Below are 16564 nucleotides of genomic sequence, written 5' to 3'. Positions count from 1 at the left end.
CCGGTAGGCAACCGGGCACGGACGGCGTAACTTGGTGACGTGCCGGAATATGCGGAACCGGTATCGGTACAAGGGGTTTCGGGCGCGGGGTATCCGCGGGCCAGAGGAGGCATGGTGAGCGACCGGCTCGCAGCGGCTCGCCATGCCGACCGGGCGCGGATGTCCCGGAAATTACAGGAGGAATGGTGACGCTGGGACCGGACCAGACCGGGGAGATCCGGCTCGATGCGCCGACGGAGTGGTCATCCACCGTGGTCGGCCACCACCGATTGCGCCACGATCTCGCGGTGATCCGGCTGATCGGCGAGTTCGTCCCGTTCGAAGCCGGGCAGTCGGTGGATGTGCAGGTCCCGCAGCATCCGGGCATGCGCCGCCGGTTCTCCCCCGCGCTGCCGCCGTCGCTGGACGGCAAACTGGAATTCCATATCCGCACCGTGCCCGGCGGCTGGTGCAGCGGATCGATCGTCAGCGATACCCGGCCCGGGGACGAGTGGCGGATCAGCGCACCCGCGGGCTGGCTGACCGTGGATGCCGACACCACCGACCTCGTGATGATCGCCGGCGGAACGGGTTTGGCACCGATGCGCTCGCTGCTGCTGGACTTGTCCCGCCGCCCGCAACCACCACGCACCCACCTGTTCGTCGGCGGCCGCACCCCACGCGACCTCTACGCCTCGGACATGCTGTATCTGATGGCCGGTGACATGCCCTGGCTCACTGTGATTCCCGTGGTGGAACGCGCCGACGATCCGAACTGGGTCGACCAGTGGTACGAAAGTTGCCGCGTGGACGTCGGATTCGAGGTCGACGAGATGATGGAGGGCACTCTCGCCGACGTGGTCGGCGATATGGGACCACTGCTGCATCACCAGGTACTGGTGTGTGGGTCGCCGGGCATGACCCAGGCGACACTGGACCGGCTGGTGAATACCGGAACTCCGGCGGACGCAATCTGTTTCGACGGCTTCTGAGCTGTCACATCGGTTGGTCCAACGATCCGGCACTGTCCTGGATGCGACGTTTCGGCGGCGTGTGAGGTTCGATCGAGTCAGCTGTCCGGCTCGCCGCGGAGCTTTTTGCTGTTCGCGCACCCAATCCTTGTGCTCGGTGCCCTCGAAGTCCTGGCCGCCGAATCGGTCCGACAGGCGGAATCGTCGCTCTTCCGGCACGTCAGCGCGGGCTTTTCGAATGCAGCGAAGGCGGCATTGATCTCGGCCATTCCTTCGGGGGCGCAGCACATACGCTCACCGGCGGATCGTACGACGCATGACGCCTCGAAGAGCGAAACGGTCTGTTGCCGAACCGAATGCGGAAAGCGGTCCTCATCACGCAGTCACAAATCGGCTCCAACGATGCGGCTGATCTCGTGGATCGCGACAGCGCGGGAGCCCGCAGGGGATCGAACGCATACCAGGGTGAGGTGAAGCTAGACTCATCTGCACGTTTCGTCCGAAATGAGGGGGGGTAAATGACCGACACCTTCAGAGCAGACCTGGATCAGCTGAATCGACTCAGCACCTCGGTCCGCGATCTGGCACGCACCGTGGGTGAGGTGAAATGCGAGAAGGGCGCGGCGGAGGCGTTCAACACCGGTAAGCCCGGTGGTGTCATGTCAGCTCACGAGGCAGCGATCGCGATCACGAAGAACGTGCTGCACGACGCACTGGTCAAGGGCGCCAAGGCACGACTGGAGGGCGTTGCCGATGCGATGTCCACTACTTTCAAGGCCTATCAGGCCAAGGATGAGCACTCCCGGGACGCCCTTGTCGCCACCCTGCGCCAGAGCACGGGCGCCTGGACGTCGGGAGCGGGCCAGTGAGCCTCTTGCCCGACCAGATCCGCGCCTGGCGTCCACATGACCTGGTCGAGGTCGCCACCGAGTGGAACACACTGGCCGACAAGCTCGACCAGAAGTTCACCGACTACCACGACGCGTTGATCCGCACCTCCGACGGCGGGTACTGGGAAGGCGCCGGAGCCGACGCCGCACAACAGTCAGCGCTCGACGACCGCAAACACATCGGCGAGGCAACCGAAGCCGTCCGCGGCCTGGCCCGCCTGCTCAACGACCAGTGGTACGGAATCGAGGCCCCACTCCAGCGCGCCAAGACCGCACTCGACGCCCTGGCCCGCGAAGGGTTCCCCCTCGCCGTGTCCGCCCCGGTCGCGGACCACTACGAGATCAGCGACAACACCGTCATCAGCGGCAAACCCTGGGGCGAGTTGGACGCGGCCAAAAAGGCCGAGATACAACAACTCCTGTTCGACCTCACCGACGGCGCAGCGGCAGCGAAGTCCGCCAACGACGCGCTGTGCAACCAGCTCAACACCGCCGCAGCCGGGCTACCCGCACAGTTCACCAGCGCCTCCGCACTGGGAACCGACCAAGCCAAAGCCGACGCCACAGACCTCGCCGCGGGCACCATGAGCCCGGACGACATCGCCCGCTTGATCGACGCCGGACAACTGTCACCCGAACAGCTTGCCGATCTCCAATCCGGTGGCGCGGCAACGATACCCGCCTCCCAGATGCAATACCTCACCGAACTGTCACGATCCCTGGACGGCAAAAGCCCCCAGGAGATTGCCCAGATCATGGACAAGCTGCCGCCCGACGGACGTCAAGCCCTCGCCAATGCCTTCCAACTGGTTTCCAACGAGCGAGTCGACGGCGGTTCGGCGGGCAAAGGCAACTTCGACAAACTTCCCAAAGAGGTTCGCGACTCGCTGACTCGCAAGGATCTGGTGAGCCAGGACTACACCTCGCGCACCAAATCCATCAACCTCAACGGTGTCGCCGACAACCAAACCATCGCGAATATCGTTGCGGCAGGCGACGACCGCTACAAGCAGGGCAGCACGCTCGACAACCACCTGATGGATGTCGGCCGCCAATACCTGGACGCCCAAGTCAAACACGAGCAGAACCCGCACAAGAACCTCGAGGCCCTCACCGCCGACGGCTATGTTCCCACCAATGGCCGTGTGACAGAACCGATCTTCCAAGCAGTCGGCCCCGATAAATTCGCTGTCGAGGCTGCCGTCACCGACAAAGCTCACGGCAAGGATTTCGTCACCGATGTCATGACTCACGAATGGAGCGACGACGGCAAAGCCGCGTCGAGCATGTTCAAGTTCAATGATGGCGACGCGGTGGTGACGGACCCGAGCAACCGGGCCGACGTCGCGACGGCCACGCGCGCGGGCCACATCATGAGCAAGTTCGGCGAGTATGCCTCAACCGAGGATCAGTGGAAGAAGTTCGCCGACGTCGGTGGTAACCAGTCCGCCGGGGAAAGAAATCCGGATCTGGTTCGCCAGCTGTCCCACAGCATGTCTCCATACATCGACTCACTAGCCGGCCAACCGCGTGAAGAGCTTCCGGGATTCCGAACTCGTACCGACGACGGCAAGAGCTGGATAGACCCCGCAGATAACCAGACATACGAGGGTTCGGAACGGATGTTCGCATTGATGAACACCGACAAGGAGGCAGGCGAGCAGTTCACCGGTGCGGCAATCGATCGCATCCTGCAGAACGAAGCCGAGTACGCCCGCGATCCGCACCGACCGGATGCAGACTCCGACTTGGCGACTGCGGGACGAATCAATGCGCTGTCCGATCGCGGGCTGCAGGACGGTATCCAGGCTTCCAACGAAAACAAGCACGATATCGCCAAGGAAGCCTACGACCGCAAAGCCCGCGTCTACGATGCGCTCAAAGCCGGGACCCAGTTCGGACTCACCATGACCGGCACCACCAACCCTGAATTCGCACCGGTCACCGAAGCCACCAAGAGCATCATCGACGGAGGAGGCGATTCGCTCAAGAGCGCGATTATCGGGTCTGCTCCGGGGGATACCGAGAATGCGAAGCTCGTTGCTCCGAACTTCTCCCAGCGCAACTATGAAGTCTTGAGCCGGATGGAAATTCCTCCGGAAGTCCAGAAGAATTACTCGATCTTGTTCGATCATGGCGTACTGAAACCCTGGACAGTAATTTTAGGTGATGGCTCTTATGAAAACCGAGACAGAAGTGATGTAGTCGATAAAATGATGAGCGAAGTGGGAAATCCTCAGGTTTTCCGAAACGCTTATGACGACGTGACTCGCACAGCGGCAAGGCCCAAGTGATGAAAGTCCGCTGCCTCATCGCTCGTACGGCCATTACCTTTATGCTCGTTGGAGCAGCGGGATGTTCGTCTACAAAAACACCCCCGAATTCGGAGAATTCCAAACAAGAACCCGCGATCTCATATACGCATGTATGGTCCGCAGACCAGGGCATTGACCTGTTCTCCCGTGGAGCAGAGCTGATTCGTGGCACATTCGAGGCCGGTTACCTCACGCAGTTCGTGGGAGTCGGCAAGTCATACCCCGGCTACACCGAGGCGGTCGGCGAACCTGCTTCATGGCGAGACGAGAACAAGTCGGAGAGATGGGTATGGTCCGAACCGGATCCGTACGTCAAAATGATCAAACCCGGGACTTACTACAGCCATATCGTCAACTACTCGGCAAGCGACACGCAGATCACCGCAGATGTATGTAGCTACGGACTCTCCGTGGCGCACAGTTCCCATCCAGATTCCCCGTGGGTGCTGGACGACTCGGCGCAAGTTCAGCTAACGAATATCGGAAATACTCCCGGGTTGCCTGGAATCCCCGACGACGACCCGGCAGGACACGCCACCAGCGGCCATCGGTCACCCAACTGGAACATATTTGACAGTTGGCATGTTACCCGGATCAAGAAATACGCGGATGGCGCTATCCCAGCTGCATGCGCCGACTGGTGGATACAACAATTCCCCACCTTTTCGCGATCGCCGGACGGTAACTTCGTCACGTCACCCCCGGACTTTCAAATACCAATCCATCCTGTCGCAGTGCAGTACCCGGAATGGATCGGGCCGTCCGAACAGCGATAAGGAAGTCCCGAAGCACTGAAGTCGACACGACAATGTGCGGGATGGGAAACCCTCAGATTTTCCAGATGGCTTACGATGAACTCACTCGCACAGCCTCGAGGCCAAATAATGAAATTGCATCGCCGCCACAACATGACTTTTTCGCCCATCGCTCTCATGCTCATTCTGGCCGTGGGCTGTTCATCGACGAAACAATCCTCCCATGCGGAACATACCCAACCGGAGCCCGCGATTCCGTACACGCATGTATGGTCCGCAGACCGGGGCGTTGACCTGTTCTCCCGTGGAGCAGAACTCGTTCGTGGCACATACGAGGCCGGTCGTTACACGCGTTACGTGGGAGTCGATCGTTCCTACCCCGGCTACAACCGGGCCGTAGGCGCTCCAGTCTCCTGGCACAATGAAGACAAGTCGGAAAGGTTGGTGTGGTCCGAGATCAATGACCCTGCCAACCCAGGGAGATGGACCTTCTACAACTACATCACAAACTTCTCTGCCAGCGAAACCCAAATCTCTGCAGATGTGTGCAGCTATGTCATCCCATCGGCAGCGGGGAAGCCAGATTCCCCTTGGGTGCTGGACGATTCGACGCAAATTCAGCTGACAAACACCGGAAAAACACCTGGGCCGCCGGGAATTCCCGATGGCAACCAACCAGGACACGCCACCAGCGGCCACTGGTCACCTACCTGGAATATATTCGGCAGCTGGCAGGTCACCCGCATCAAGAATTACGTGAACTATGCCAACCCCGATGCATGTATGGATTGGTGGATACAACAATTTCCCACATTCACCCGTCCACCGCATGGCAAATTCGTGACCTCACCACCGGACTATCAACCCCCAATCCATCCTGTCGCAGTGCAGTATCCCGAATGGATCGGCCCGTCCGAACAACGATAGGCGTGACAGCGTAGAACCACCCCAGCCAGAGCATCACCCGGGGCTCCCGCACTGTTGCGAGGATTTCTCATACGCGGTCATGCTCGAACCGCGATCCCTGAGGGATGAGGCTTACAAGAAAGAGTTCGAAGGATTCCAGTTCTGATCCGGTAGGAAACACTGATACCACAGGAGCAGTGCCCTAACTTGCTCGCACAGATCACCACGAACGCCCGGGAATCACTGAGGACCCCGGCACCCACCACCGACATTCGTCGGTAGTGGGTGCCACATCCGCTGAGCGCGGCTGGTCACGAGCGGTGGACGCGTCCTGCCTGCAGACCTGCGTTGAACGCATCCCACTGGTCGGCGACAAGAATCAGCGCCGGTCCGGTAGGATTTCTCGAAGCACGAACGCCGACAGGACCGTTGGTGAGCCAGGCGACCTCTACAAACTTCAAACCCTGTGTGTGGCAATAGTATTCGCCACCATCACGCGCTCGCTGTCATTCCCGCACCGGGATGGCATCGAGCTCGAGCAAGTTCGCCGTCGGCTCGAACCCGTGCCGGATGCCCTTACGCCAAGTCGAGAGCACCGTACGATGCGTTTTTCACGAAGGCGTCCCACTCGCCGGGAGTGAAAAACAACGCCGGACCGGCCGGGTTCTTCGAATCACGGACTCCGGTCAGTCCACCGTCCAGGAATGCTACCTCTACGCATTCCTTTGCTCCACCGCTGCGGCTGCTCTTGAACCAGTTCGCTTCGGACAGATCAATATTCATGCTTGCACTCCCTTGCTCCCACCCGCAACAGGTCCCTGGACGCGGCTTCACCCAGCGCTGCTTGTCGAAGCTGCGCATGAGCCTGTGCGTACCGTTCAACGATAGGTCGCCGGTCGGCATCCCGGCTGAATAGGGAAGTACCCGAACACTGACGTTCGGTCGAGTGCTGACATCGACCAGATGACGCAGCTGCTCGGCCATGATGTGACGGCTCCCGATAACACGATGCAATGCGCCCTCGGAAACCACCACGTCGATCTCGACCGGCATCCGCTTTCGAAAGATCAGATGCTGGCGATGTATTCGAGGCGCTACCCTCGCTTCGATCTCCTTGTCGGACTCGTCGGGAAACGCATCACGAACCAGCACCCGAGCATAATCGACGGTCTGCAGCAGCCCGGGCACGAGGTCGGGCTGATATGACGTCAACCGACGAGCCGCAGACTCGAGCCCCATGTACACACTGAAGGTGGGCGGTATCGAACTGCCGAACTCGTGCCACCACGACTTCTCCGCCGCCTCCTGCGCCAGCCCGCGCAGTCCATCGGCTTGTCTTCCTTCTATCCCATAGATTTCGATCAGGCCATCAAGATCGCGGATGCGAACTTTCTGGTTCTGCCCCTTCTCCAGACGCTGCAGGCTGCTCTTACCCCATTCCATCAGGGCTGCGGCATCTTCCAGGCGCATCCCGACTGCCTCACGGGCTTCACGAAGGTAGCGCCCCAACTGGCGGCGGGTGATGCTGCTGTCACGGTCGGTCATGGTGTTCCCCCCTTCGGGTGGTCATCGGCTCCCGAATCGGGAACCATTTCGCATGCGTTTCGGGAACCACCCTGCGCGTTCGCACCGATTTTCCGGGTCCCCATTTTCAGCCTCCACAAGGCTTCTACGCGCTGTTTCCTGTGTGCGGCCGAATCACCCCGCCGCCGCGTCGCCACTACGCGGACCGTGATCGCCACCGGATCGCTACCCCAACGACATTCGTGAGGTACCCATGAATCAATCGCCGGTTTCGGAACCGACCGATAGTGCGTACGGCAGACGCGACTTCTACCGAAAACGGTACGGCCTACCAGCCTCGGTTGAACCCTATGCTAACCGCATCGTCGTGAAAGTTGGTGTTATAGCAGCGATTACGATGCCGGAGCCTCTCGGCGGGCGTGTTTTGGACGCACTGACCGCACGCGGCACCGCGACCGGCCCGATCATCCTGCACACCCACAGCCGGCGATGGACCTTCCTGCTGGAACCGGATATCCCGTTCGAGGACTACGAACTGTATGCCGAGATGTATCGCCGCTCGGTCACCATCGCGCCGATCGGGGCCAGCGTCGCTCTGCCCGCGCCGACGGATCCCGAGGACGGCTATCGGGTGTGGAAACAACTGCCGCCCAGCGATTCTCGACCGTCGGCGGCTCTGGTGATCGAGCTCATCCGCGACTTCGCCCGGCAGCACTACCTCAGTGCGGGAGCAGACCTCGCGGCACCGGATGAGGTGAACTGATCATGTTCGTGATCACGACTGCGCTGATGGTGACCATGTGCGGCGTTCTCATCGGTGTCGGCTGCTGGTGGCCACCACGCGAGCCGGGCCTGACCGTAGCCACCGTCCAGCGACGGCTGGCATTCGAAAGTTACTGCCACCACCTGGAATCGCAATGGCCCGCGCGCACCGACACCGAACGCGACTACGAGCTGGTCCTGTCCAGACTGCATGAGATGTCGGCCGCGGATACCCGGCGGACGCTTGCACGGGAGTCGGGCCGCAATACAGGCCACCGGCTGGGAGCACGCCTCACCAACCCTTCAGTACTGCGACGGCACTCGGCTGGGTGTGGCAAACACTCTGCTGGTCCTGTCGCAGCCCGAACAGATCGTGCAAACCTCGACGAGATTCCGCGAAAACCCCATAATGAGGCGTGGTTTGCACGATTAGTTCGGGGATCACGTGGCCGGGGAATGCCGTTGCGGTATTGGGTAGAGGCGATCCGCCGTGATTCGCCGACCAGGAATCCGGGAGTAGGCCGTGAGTACACCTGCGAACAATGATCATCTTCACCGACGGCGTGAGCACACTCTCGAAGACCCCCGCATGACGCCCGCTGTGATGATCGCGTCCGAAGCTTCGCTCGCCGCGGCGGGTTCAGGCTGCAATGATGCACGGTATGAGCGCTCCCGACGGTCGGCGCGTAACGGCCGAAGAGTTCGCCGCAGGAGCAACCTCGGGCCTCGGTGACATCGAAATCGTGGACGGCCGTGTGGTCCGCATGATGGCACAGAGTGCGGTGCACAGCCGGGTGGTATGCAGATTGGCGGGGCTGCTGGAGGCGGCCAGGCGCGACGGGGGACCGTGCATGGTGGTCGATTCCGACGTGGCCGCCCGTTTCGCCGATGCCGAGTCCAGCGCGGCCGATCGGCGGTTGAACATCCGCTACCCAGACATCTGGATGCGGGACTGCGAGCCCTACGACGTGAATACCGTGCGGCAACACATTCTGCTGATTGTCGAAGTGACCTCGGAATCGACCATCGATGCCGATATCACCGACAAACGCATTCAGTACGCATCCGCGGGCATTCCGCGATATCTGATCGTCCGGCTCGATCAGAAGGAAGAACGGATCGAGGAGATCGAGGAATACCGCCTCGACTGGTCCGGCCGCCGATACCGGGCGCATGCGGTGCACCGACGGGTTCTGCTGCTCGACGAGCCCGTCGAAGTGACCATCCCCTTCGACGTTCTGGAACAGCCCTGAGATAGCGAACAGCGCTCCCGGGATGTCCGGGAGCGCTGTCGCACAGCCTATTTCGCCTACCGCCGTTTGTTGCGCGGTTGCCACACCACCAGAGCGGTGCTGTGCTGGGGCGGAACGGACCGGTGACCCGAGCGCAGCCGATCGACCTCGGCGGTCAGTTCACCCACGCGCTGCTGTAGCGCTTCGACCTGGTTGGTCAGTTCGATGATCCGTTTGACTCCGGCCAGGTTCACGCCCTCGTCCTGGGACAGCCGCTGCACTTCGCGCAACAGCTCCACATCCCGGGACGAATAGCGCCGCCCGCCGCCCGATGTGCGTTGCGGCGTAACCAATCCCAGCCGGTCGTAGGTCCGCAACGTCTGCGCGTGCATCCCCGCCAGCTGAGCCGCCACCGAGATCATGAAGTACTCGGTGCCGGTTGCCCGGTTCTTCGGATCACCGTTCATTACGCACCTGCCCAACCGGCACGGGGGTCGAACCCGCCGACCTTCTCCGCCTCCGCGTAGCGCCGCAGCGCCTCGGCGGCGTCGTCGTCCAGCTTCTGCGGTACCGCGACCTTCACCGTGACCAACAGGTCGCCGGCGCCGCCGCCGCGCTTGGGCACACCGCGCCCACGCACCCGCAACGTCCGGCCGTCGGCGGTGCCGGGTGGCACCTTGACCCCGACTCTGCCTTCCAGTGTAGGCACGGAAACCGTTGTACCCAGCACCAATTCGCTGTAACTGACGGGCAGCACCAGGGTCAGATCGTCGCCGTTACGGCCGAACACCTTGTCCTGGCTGACGTGCACGGAGACGTACAGGTCGCCCGCGGGGGCACCCCGCAGACCCGCCTCGCCCTGTCCGGCCAGCCGGATCCGCTGACCGTCGCGCACCCCGGGCGGGATACGCACGGTGATGGTGCGAGTCCGATTCTGGATACCGGTGCCATGGCAGTCGGTGCACGGATCGTCGATGATCGAGCCGGTACCGCGGCAGTCGTCGCAGGGTTCGCTGAACCCGAACGCGCCTTGGTTACGGCTGATCACGCCGCTTCCGTTGCAGTGCGGGCACACTCGCGGGCTGGTGCCCGGCTTGGCGCCACTGCCGTGGCAGGTGGTGCACGGCGACGGACTGGTCATCCGCAGCGGAACGGTGACGCCCTGTGCGGCCTCGCGGAAGCCCAGGGTCGTCTCGGTTTCCACGTCGCTGCCGCGCCGCGGCCGCGAGGTGGTCCGGGTACCGCCCCGGTTGAACAGGCCACCGAGGATATCGCCCAGGCCACCGTCGCCCGCTCCGGCGTTCGCGCCGCCGAAGATGTCACCCAGGTTGAATTCGTTCGAGAATCCGCCACCGCCGGTGTAGCCGCCGCCCGGGGCGTAGCCGCCGCGGCCGAAACCGCCGCTGGCGAACAACCGCCGAGCCTCGTCGTACTCCTTGCGCTTCTCCGGATCGGCCAGCACGGCATGCGCCTCGCTGACCGCCTTGAAACGCTCCTCGGCCTTGGTATCTCCCGGATTCTTGTCCGGATGCAGATCCCGGGCCAGCTTGCGGTAGGCCTTCTTGATCTCGTCGGAGGACGCGCTGGAGGAAATACCCAGCTCTTTGTAGAAGTCCTTTTCCAGCCACTCCCGATTCACCGGGCATCTCCTCCTTTCATGCCGTCGCGCGGCACAGCCGGCGGCTGTGTGTTACTCGGCACCGTCGGCATCTCGGCCGGCATTCGTAGTGTCCGATGTTCCGAGCAGATCCGCCACCCCGTCGGTGACGCCGACCAGCGCGTGGCGCAGGACGCGATCACCGAAGCGGTAACCCTTGCGCATGACCACACCGATCACCGGGTTGTGGCCCTCACCCTCGTGCTGCACGGCCTCGTGCAGGGTCGGGTCGAAAGGTTCACCCTCGACACCGAATTCCTCGAGGCCCTGCTTCTGCAGCGCGTCGGCGAGCTTGTCCGCGACCGACTTCAGCGGTCCGGACTCGAGATCACCGTGGGCGCGGGCGCGATCCAGATCGTCGAGTACACCGAGCAATTCGGTGACCACGCCGGCCTTCGCCGAATCGATGGCGGCCTTGCGGTCGCGGTCGACGCGGCGTCGGTAGTTGGCGTATTCGGCGGTCAGCCGCTGCAGATCAGCAGTGCGCTCCGACAATTCGGCGCTGATGGTGTCGGCGAGAGCCTCCTCGCCGGCCGAGGCCGCGGCGTCCTGGTCGGACGCCGCACCCTCGCTCACATCACCCTGCACTGCACCGTTCGGATCGATCTTGCGGTTGTCGACGATGGTGACCGGCTCCTCTTTCGGGTTCTGTTCGGTCACTTCTTCTCCGGCTCTTCCACGACCTCGGCGTCGACGACGGTGTCATCGGAATCGGAAGCGCCGGCGGCACCCTCGGCTCCGTCACCGGCCGCACCCTCGGCCGCGGAGGCGTCGTAGATCGCCTGGCCCAGGGCCTGCGACTCGGTGGCCAGCTTCTCCACCGCGGACTTCACCGCGGCGATATCGCTGCCCTGCAGTGCCTCCTTGGCTTCGGCGATGGCCGCTTCGACCTTCTCCTTGGTGTCGGCGGGCACCTTGTCGGCGTTGTCGGCGATGAACTTCTCGGTCTGGTGAACCAGCGACTCCGCCTGGTTGCGGGTCTCCGCCTCCTCGCGACGCGCCTTGTCCTCGGCGGCGTGCGCCTCGGCGTCCTTGACCATCCGGTCGATCTCCTCCTTGGACAGGCCGGAGCCGTCCTGGATCTTGATCGTGTTCTCCTTACCGGTGCCCTTGTCCTTGGCGGTCACGTGGACGATGCCGTTCGCGTCGATGTCGAAGGTGACCTCGATCTGCGGCACGCCACGCGGGGCCGGCGGGATGCCGGTCAGCTCGAAGGAGCCGAGCAGCTTGTTGTGCGAAGCGATTTCGCGCTCACCCTGGAAGACCTGGATCTGCACCGACGGCTGGTTGTCGTCGGCGGTGGTGAAGGTCTCCGACCGCTTGGTGGGGATGGTGGTGTTGCGCTCGATGAGCTTGGTCATCACGCCGCCCTTGGTCTCGATACCCAGCGACAGCGGGGTCACATCGAGCAGCAGGACGTCCTTGACCTCACCCTTGAGCACACCGGCTTGAAGAGCCGCTCCGACCGCAACCACTTCGTCAGGGTTCACGCCCTTGTTGGGCTCCTTGCCACCGGTCAGTTCCTTGACCAGTTCGGAGACCGCGGGCATACGGGTGGAGCCACCGACGAGCACGACGTGGTCGATGTCCTTGACCGAGATACCGGCGTCCTTGATCACCGACTGGAACGGCGCGCGGGTGCGGTCCAGCAGATCGGAGGTGATCTTCTGGAACTCCGAGCGGGTCAGCTGCTCGTCGAGGAACAGCGGGTTCTTCTCCGCGTCCACGGTGATGTAGGGCAGGTTGATCGAGGTCGACTGGCTCGACGACAGTTCGATCTTGGCCTTCTCCGCCGCCTCACGCAGGCGCTGCAGGGCCATCTTGTCTTTGGTCAGGTCGATGCCCGAGCTGGCCTTGAACTTGTCGACCAGCCAGGTGACGATCCGGTTGTCCCAGTCGTCGCCACCGAGGTGGTTGTCACCGGAGGTGGCGCGAACCTCGACGACGCCCTCGCCGATTTCCAGCAGCGAGACGTCGAAGGTGCCGCCACCGAGGTCGAAGACCAGGATGGTCTGCTCTTTGTCGCCCTTGTCCAGGCCGTAGGCCAGCGCGGCCGCGGTGGGCTCGTTGACGATGCGCAGGACGTTCAGGCCCGCGATCTGCCCGGCCTCCTTGGTGGCCTGGCGCTGCGCGTCCTCGAAGTACGCGGGCACGGTGATCACCGCGTCGGTGATCTCCTCGCCCAGGTAGGACTCGGCGTCGCGCTTGAGCTTCATGAGGGTACGGGCGCTGATCTCCTGCGCCGTGTACTTCTTGTCGTCGATCTCCACGGTCCAGTCCTCGCCCATGTGGCGCTTGACGGACTTGATGGTGCGATCGACGTTGGTGACCGCCTGGTTCTTCGCCGGCTGCCCGACGAGTACCTCGCCGTTCTTGGCGAACGCGACGACCGACGGAGTGGTGCGCGATCCCTCCGAGTTGGCGACGACGACCGGCTCACCGCCTTCGAGAACAGCGATGACCGAGTTCGTGGTCCCGAGGTCGATACCGACCGCACGAGCCATAGTGGGTTCCTCCTTGGTGATGTAACTGTGTGGGTGGTGCAGGGTGGGCCTGCTCGGCACGAAGGTCTCGCACCGGGTCGGACCTTGCCGTACCCGAGGGTCTTGCCGTACCTGACGGTTCGGCCCCTGACACCGCACGGAGCACGGTCCTCAGCAACACTGAGCGTGGTCGGCTCAATCCTGCACTCCGATCCGCTCGGAGTCAACCAGAGACTTGAGTCCATTACGCTCAACCTTGCGTTGATCAGCTCAACGAGCGGGGCCGGAAGTTCATTCCCGGCCGGACGGAAAATTTCGCGGATCGGATTCGAGGGACCGTGCCCGCCTCACCGGACGGCGCGGCGAAACCGCCCGCGACCTGCGCTTATCGCGGAATCACGTGGGTTTCTCACCCGGCCGCGGCGAGCACCCGGCCCGCGAGGTCCTGGTCGAGGCTCACCCGGACCAGCGCGGCCGCCAATTCGGCGTCGCGCCCCGCGCGGCTCAGCCGATCGAGGTCGGCCGGATCCTCGGACAGGTGCAGCAGGCCGGCGCCGCGGCGCGCCCGTTCGTCGAAATGCGGGCGCAGCCAGGTCCACACATCCTGAACCTCGCGCAGGAAGATGTCGGCGCCGGTCGGTCCGATGCCGTGGAACCGCTGCAGCAGCTCGGCCAGCCGGACCGGGTCTCGATCCGATTCCCCGACCAGTTCGCGCAGGTCACCGTGGTAGTGATCGAGGATCATCGACGCGTTGGCGCCGAGCCGGGTGGCGGTGGATTCGTCGTAGCGGCGATAGTGGCCGCGCCCCAGCGCGTCGACGAGCTCCTGCCAGTCGGCGTCAGCGACGCGCTGCGCGGTGCGGTATCCGCTCGAAACCAACTCGCGCGCCGCGGCCACCGCGATCCGCGCCGATATCCGGGTACTGAGCAATTGGGACAGCATCAGCAACTGGAACAGCGGGGCGGGCTTGTCGGCCAGCGATATCCCGGCCTCGGCGGCATAGGTGGTCCCGGCTCGGTCCAGCAGTTCCCGGGCGATCCGGTCGTCGTGCGCGCTCATCCCGTCACCTGCTCTCGTGGGTCCCGGCGATTGCTCTCGATGTGGTTCTACCCCGCGGCAACGGATGAAACCGCCGGCCCGCGCGCCACGTACCCGGCCTATCGGGCCTTGGAGACGTACAGCGGCTCACCGGCCAGGCTGGTCACCAGATAGCCACCGCGCGCGCCCTCGGTATAGATGGTGATGACGGGCTCCTTCCCGACGCCGAGCGTCGTGCGGTCGATGATGAGGTGACTGATCGGCGCCTGCGGCGCACCGACCGTGCGCGCGGCGCCGGCCATCAGCGCCGCCAGTTTCGGAACATCGATCGCACCGAGATCGATCGGCGCGAGGTCCGGCTCCCGGGTGCTGGTGGTCCAGGTGTCGAATTCGCCTTTGTAGGAGATCCTTTCGGACTTCGCCGGATCACCCTGTCCGGGTCGCTCGATCGACGCGTTGTCCGGATGCAGTGTGACATCGTCGGCCAACAGGTCACCGAAATGCGCGCGATAGGCGGCGAGGAAGGATTCGATACCCGCCGCGGTCGTCATATCCGCGGGAGCGGGCTTCCCGATCGGACCGCCCTCGCTGCTCACCCAGCCGCAGAACATGCCGATCAACGCCGCCCCGGCCACCACCGCGGCGGCCACGATCCAGCGACGCGACGACCGGCGCCGGGCTGGACTGACCACGGGCGAGTCGACCAAATTGGCCGGGATCTGCAGATCGTCGACAACGGCCTCCACCTCACCGAAGGTGCGCGCCCGCATCGCCGCGGCGGTACGGGTGGCATGTTCGGCATCGGTCAATTGCCCGTTGTCACGCGCGGCGTCCAGGAGTGCGCACGCATCCACTCGATCCGTATCGCGAACGCGCAGACCACTGTTGGCCGTCGATTCGTAAGCCGCCATCACATCCGCACCTATCTGCCGAACGGGTAGGCCCGGATCAGCTCACCGGCGGGGGTGGCCTCCAGGTAGCCGCTCTCGTTGAATTTGTTGCCGACATAGATGCTGATCGTCGGCACCTCGGTGCTGCTGTCGATGCCCATGTCGAGGTGGCTCACCGCACCGCCCTCGACCTTCAGCATCGGGACGGCGCGGGCGATCAGATCGGCCAGTACGGCCGCGTTCACACCGGCCAGATCGAAGATCGGTTTGTCGGCGGAGCGGGTCGTCGGCGCGCTGGTGGCCATGAAGCCACCGCGATACGAGTAGTCGACAACCCGATTCGGCTGTGCGGCCGACGTCCGGTCGATCGATGCGTAGTCGGGGAACAGGGTCACCTCGTCGACGGTGGTATCGCCGAATTTCGCCTGAAAGTCCCGGCGGAACTTCTCGAATCCCGCGGCCGTGGTGAGATCCGGGGTCTCGACCACGACGGGCGCCACCCGCTGCGGCACCGGCGCGGCCACCGGTTCGGGTACCGGCGCGGACCGATGCGTCAGCAGATAGCCACCCACCGCCGCGGCGACCGCCACCACCGCCGCCGCACCGGTGAGCCACGCCGCCCGGGTATTCGCCCGCGAACGCGGATCGATCGGCGATTCGGCCGGGCGCTGCAGATCTTCGGTCAAGGCCGCCAGATCGCCCAGGGTCTTCGCATCGGCGGTCAGGGCGGTCAGCGCCTCATGCTCGTCCGCGGACAACTGGCCGTCGGCCAAGGCGGCGTCGAGGGCGCGGCAGGTGCGGTCCCGATCCTCGGCCCGAGCCCGGATACGCGCCGGATACCGCCCTGTGCTCCGCGCGGCCCCCGGGCGGGGCGGTTCGGCCCAGCCCGCGACACCCGCGGGAGCTTGCAGATCCCCCACCAGCCGCCGCAGTTCCCCGATCGTCTTCGCGGCGTCGGCCCGGTCGGATCGATCGTGGTACTCGTCGGCGCCGAGCTGCCCCTCCTCATAGGCGGCGTCCAGCAGGGCGCGGACCCGAACCCGGTCCATATCGCGGGCCCGCATCCCCGGTGCGGCCGCACGCGGCGATTCAGGCATAGAGGACGATCGGGAGCTCACCCCTGGATGGTAGAGCGCCGGTGAACTGCGCAGGGCCGCATCG

General features: G+C 63.9%; 14 protein-coding genes and 2 pseudogenes. 6 read left to right on the top strand and 10 right to left on the bottom strand.

The genetic code is table 11. The annotated features are described in order from the left end of the window. The first annotated feature begins 185 nt into the window (after window positions 1–185). The 4 genes from LKD76_RS02520 (at window position 186) to LKD76_RS02505 (ending at window position 5837) form a co-directional block, all read left to right on the top strand. Window positions 186–971 carry an FAD-binding oxidoreductase gene (locus LKD76_RS02520; protein WP_227979306.1) on the top strand — a complete coding sequence of 262 codons (786 nt, stop codon included), beginning with the start codon at window positions 186–188 and terminating at the stop codon, window positions 969–971. A gap of 497 nt (window positions 972–1468) precedes the next feature. Further along, window positions 1469–1819: a type VII secretion target gene (locus LKD76_RS02515; protein ID WP_227979305.1), complete on the top strand. Its 351-nt coding sequence runs from the start codon at window positions 1469–1471 to the stop codon at window positions 1817–1819. After that, entirely contained in the window at window positions 1816–4134 is a 2319-nt protein-coding gene (locus LKD76_RS02510; protein ID WP_227979304.1) for a TPR repeat domain-containing protein, read from the top strand. The genes LKD76_RS02515 and LKD76_RS02510 overlap by 4 nt, the downstream gene beginning before the upstream one ends. Window positions 4135–5039: 905 nt before the next feature. Then, complete coding sequence (locus LKD76_RS02505; RefSeq protein ID WP_227979303.1) at window positions 5040–5837, top strand: hypothetical protein; 798 nt, start codon at window positions 5040–5042, stop codon at window positions 5835–5837. 290 nt (window positions 5838–6127) lie between these two features. Here LKD76_RS02505 and LKD76_RS02500 read toward each other — a convergent pair. The 3 genes and pseudogenes from LKD76_RS02500 to LKD76_RS02490 all read right to left on the bottom strand — a co-directional run. Further along, window positions 6128–6283 (bottom strand): annotated as a pseudogene (locus tag LKD76_RS02500) (DUF397 domain-containing protein); the annotation flags it as partial. Window positions 6284–6392: 109 nt separating this feature from the next. Beyond that, window positions 6393–6599, bottom strand: coding sequence for a DUF397 domain-containing protein (locus tag LKD76_RS02495; protein ID WP_227985064.1), 207 nt, complete (start codon window positions 6597–6599; stop codon window positions 6393–6395). A 168-nt stretch (window positions 6600–6767) separates the two neighbouring features. Next, window positions 6768–7286 (bottom strand): annotated as a pseudogene (locus LKD76_RS02490) (helix-turn-helix domain-containing protein); the annotation flags it as partial. Between the two features lie 307 nt (window positions 7287–7593). On the opposite strand from LKD76_RS02490, the gene LKD76_RS02485 reads away from it, so the two are divergent. Together LKD76_RS02485 and LKD76_RS02480 are read left to right on the top strand one after the other, a co-directional pair. Next, a complete protein-coding gene (locus LKD76_RS02485; protein WP_227979301.1) occupies window positions 7594–8103 on the top strand; it encodes a DNA-directed RNA polymerase subunit beta in 510 nt (169 codons plus the stop codon). A gap of 661 nt (window positions 8104–8764) precedes the next feature. Beyond that, on the top strand, window positions 8765–9355 hold the full coding sequence (locus LKD76_RS02480; protein ID WP_227979300.1) for a Uma2 family endonuclease: 591 nt from the start codon (window positions 8765–8767) through the stop codon (window positions 9353–9355). A 56-nt stretch (window positions 9356–9411) separates the two neighbouring features. On the opposite strand, the gene LKD76_RS02475 is transcribed toward LKD76_RS02480, so the two are convergent. The 7 genes from LKD76_RS02475 to LKD76_RS02445 form a co-directional block, all read right to left on the bottom strand. Beyond that, window positions 9412–9801 carry a heat shock protein transcriptional repressor HspR gene (locus LKD76_RS02475; RefSeq protein WP_227979299.1) on the bottom strand — a complete coding sequence of 130 codons (390 nt, stop codon included), beginning with the start codon at window positions 9799–9801 and terminating at the stop codon, window positions 9412–9414. Next, entirely contained in the window at window positions 9801–10973 is a 1173-nt protein-coding gene (dnaJ, locus tag LKD76_RS02470; protein ID WP_227979298.1) for a molecular chaperone DnaJ, read from the bottom strand. Before dnaJ ends, LKD76_RS02475 begins: the two co-directional genes overlap by 1 nt. Window positions 10974–11024: 51 nt before the next feature. After that, window positions 11025–11651 (bottom strand): nucleotide exchange factor GrpE, encoded by a 627-nt coding sequence (grpE, locus tag LKD76_RS02465; RefSeq protein WP_227979297.1) that lies wholly within the window; start codon window positions 11649–11651, stop codon window positions 11025–11027. Then, on the bottom strand, window positions 11648–13495 hold the full coding sequence (gene dnaK, locus LKD76_RS02460) for a molecular chaperone DnaK (RefSeq protein ID WP_227979296.1): 1848 nt from the start codon (window positions 13493–13495) through the stop codon (window positions 11648–11650). Before dnaK ends, grpE begins: the two co-directional genes overlap by 4 nt. 388 nt (window positions 13496–13883) lie before the next feature. Next, window positions 13884–14534 carry an HhH-GDP family DNA glycosylase gene (locus LKD76_RS02455; protein WP_227979295.1) on the bottom strand — a complete coding sequence of 217 codons (651 nt, stop codon included), beginning with the start codon at window positions 14532–14534 and terminating at the stop codon, window positions 13884–13886. Between the two features lie 98 nt (window positions 14535–14632). After that, on the bottom strand, window positions 14633–15424 hold the full coding sequence (locus tag LKD76_RS02450) for a DUF1707 SHOCT-like domain-containing protein (RefSeq protein WP_227979294.1): 792 nt from the start codon (window positions 15422–15424) through the stop codon (window positions 14633–14635). Window positions 15425–15435: 11 nt separating this feature from the next. Then, window positions 15436–16500 carry a DUF1707 SHOCT-like domain-containing protein gene (locus tag LKD76_RS02445; RefSeq protein WP_227979293.1) on the bottom strand — a complete coding sequence of 355 codons (1065 nt, stop codon included), beginning with the start codon at window positions 16498–16500 and terminating at the stop codon, window positions 15436–15438. Window positions 16501–16564 lie beyond the last annotated feature (64 nt).

The organism is Nocardia spumae (assembly GCF_020733635.1).
Lineage (GTDB): Bacteria > Actinomycetota > Actinomycetes > Mycobacteriales > Mycobacteriaceae > Nocardia > Nocardia spumae.
Note: the sequence above shows the minus strand (reverse complement) of the source record. Positions and strands in the feature narration are given on the sequence as shown.

Coding starts and splice junctions, on each gene's coding strand:
- dnaK (WP_227979296.1), bottom strand. CDS start 13,495: ATGGCTCGTGCGGTCGGTATCGACCTCGGGACCACGAACTCGGTCATC.
- LKD76_RS02445 (WP_227979293.1), bottom strand. CDS start 16,500: ATGCCTGAATCGCCGCGTGCGGCCGCACCGGGGATGCGGGCCCGCGAT.
- LKD76_RS02495 (WP_227985064.1), bottom strand. CDS start 6,599: ATGAATATTGATCTGTCCGAAGCGAACTGGTTCAAGAGCAGCCGCAGC.
- LKD76_RS02505 (WP_227979303.1), top strand. CDS start 5,040: ATGAAATTGCATCGCCGCCACAACATGACTTTTTCGCCCATCGCTCTC.
- LKD76_RS02480 (WP_227979300.1), top strand. CDS start 8,765: ATGAGCGCTCCCGACGGTCGGCGCGTAACGGCCGAAGAGTTCGCCGCA.
- LKD76_RS02455 (WP_227979295.1), bottom strand. CDS start 14,534: ATGAGCGCGCACGACGACCGGATCGCCCGGGAACTGCTGGACCGAGCC.
- LKD76_RS02450 (WP_227979294.1), bottom strand. CDS start 15,424: ATGGCGGCTTACGAATCGACGGCCAACAGTGGTCTGCGCGTTCGCGAT.
- LKD76_RS02475 (WP_227979299.1), bottom strand. CDS start 9,801: ATGAACGGTGATCCGAAGAACCGGGCAACCGGCACCGAGTACTTCATG.
- LKD76_RS02485 (WP_227979301.1), top strand. CDS start 7,594: ATGAATCAATCGCCGGTTTCGGAACCGACCGATAGTGCGTACGGCAGA.
- LKD76_RS02515 (WP_227979305.1), top strand. CDS start 1,469: ATGACCGACACCTTCAGAGCAGACCTGGATCAGCTGAATCGACTCAGC.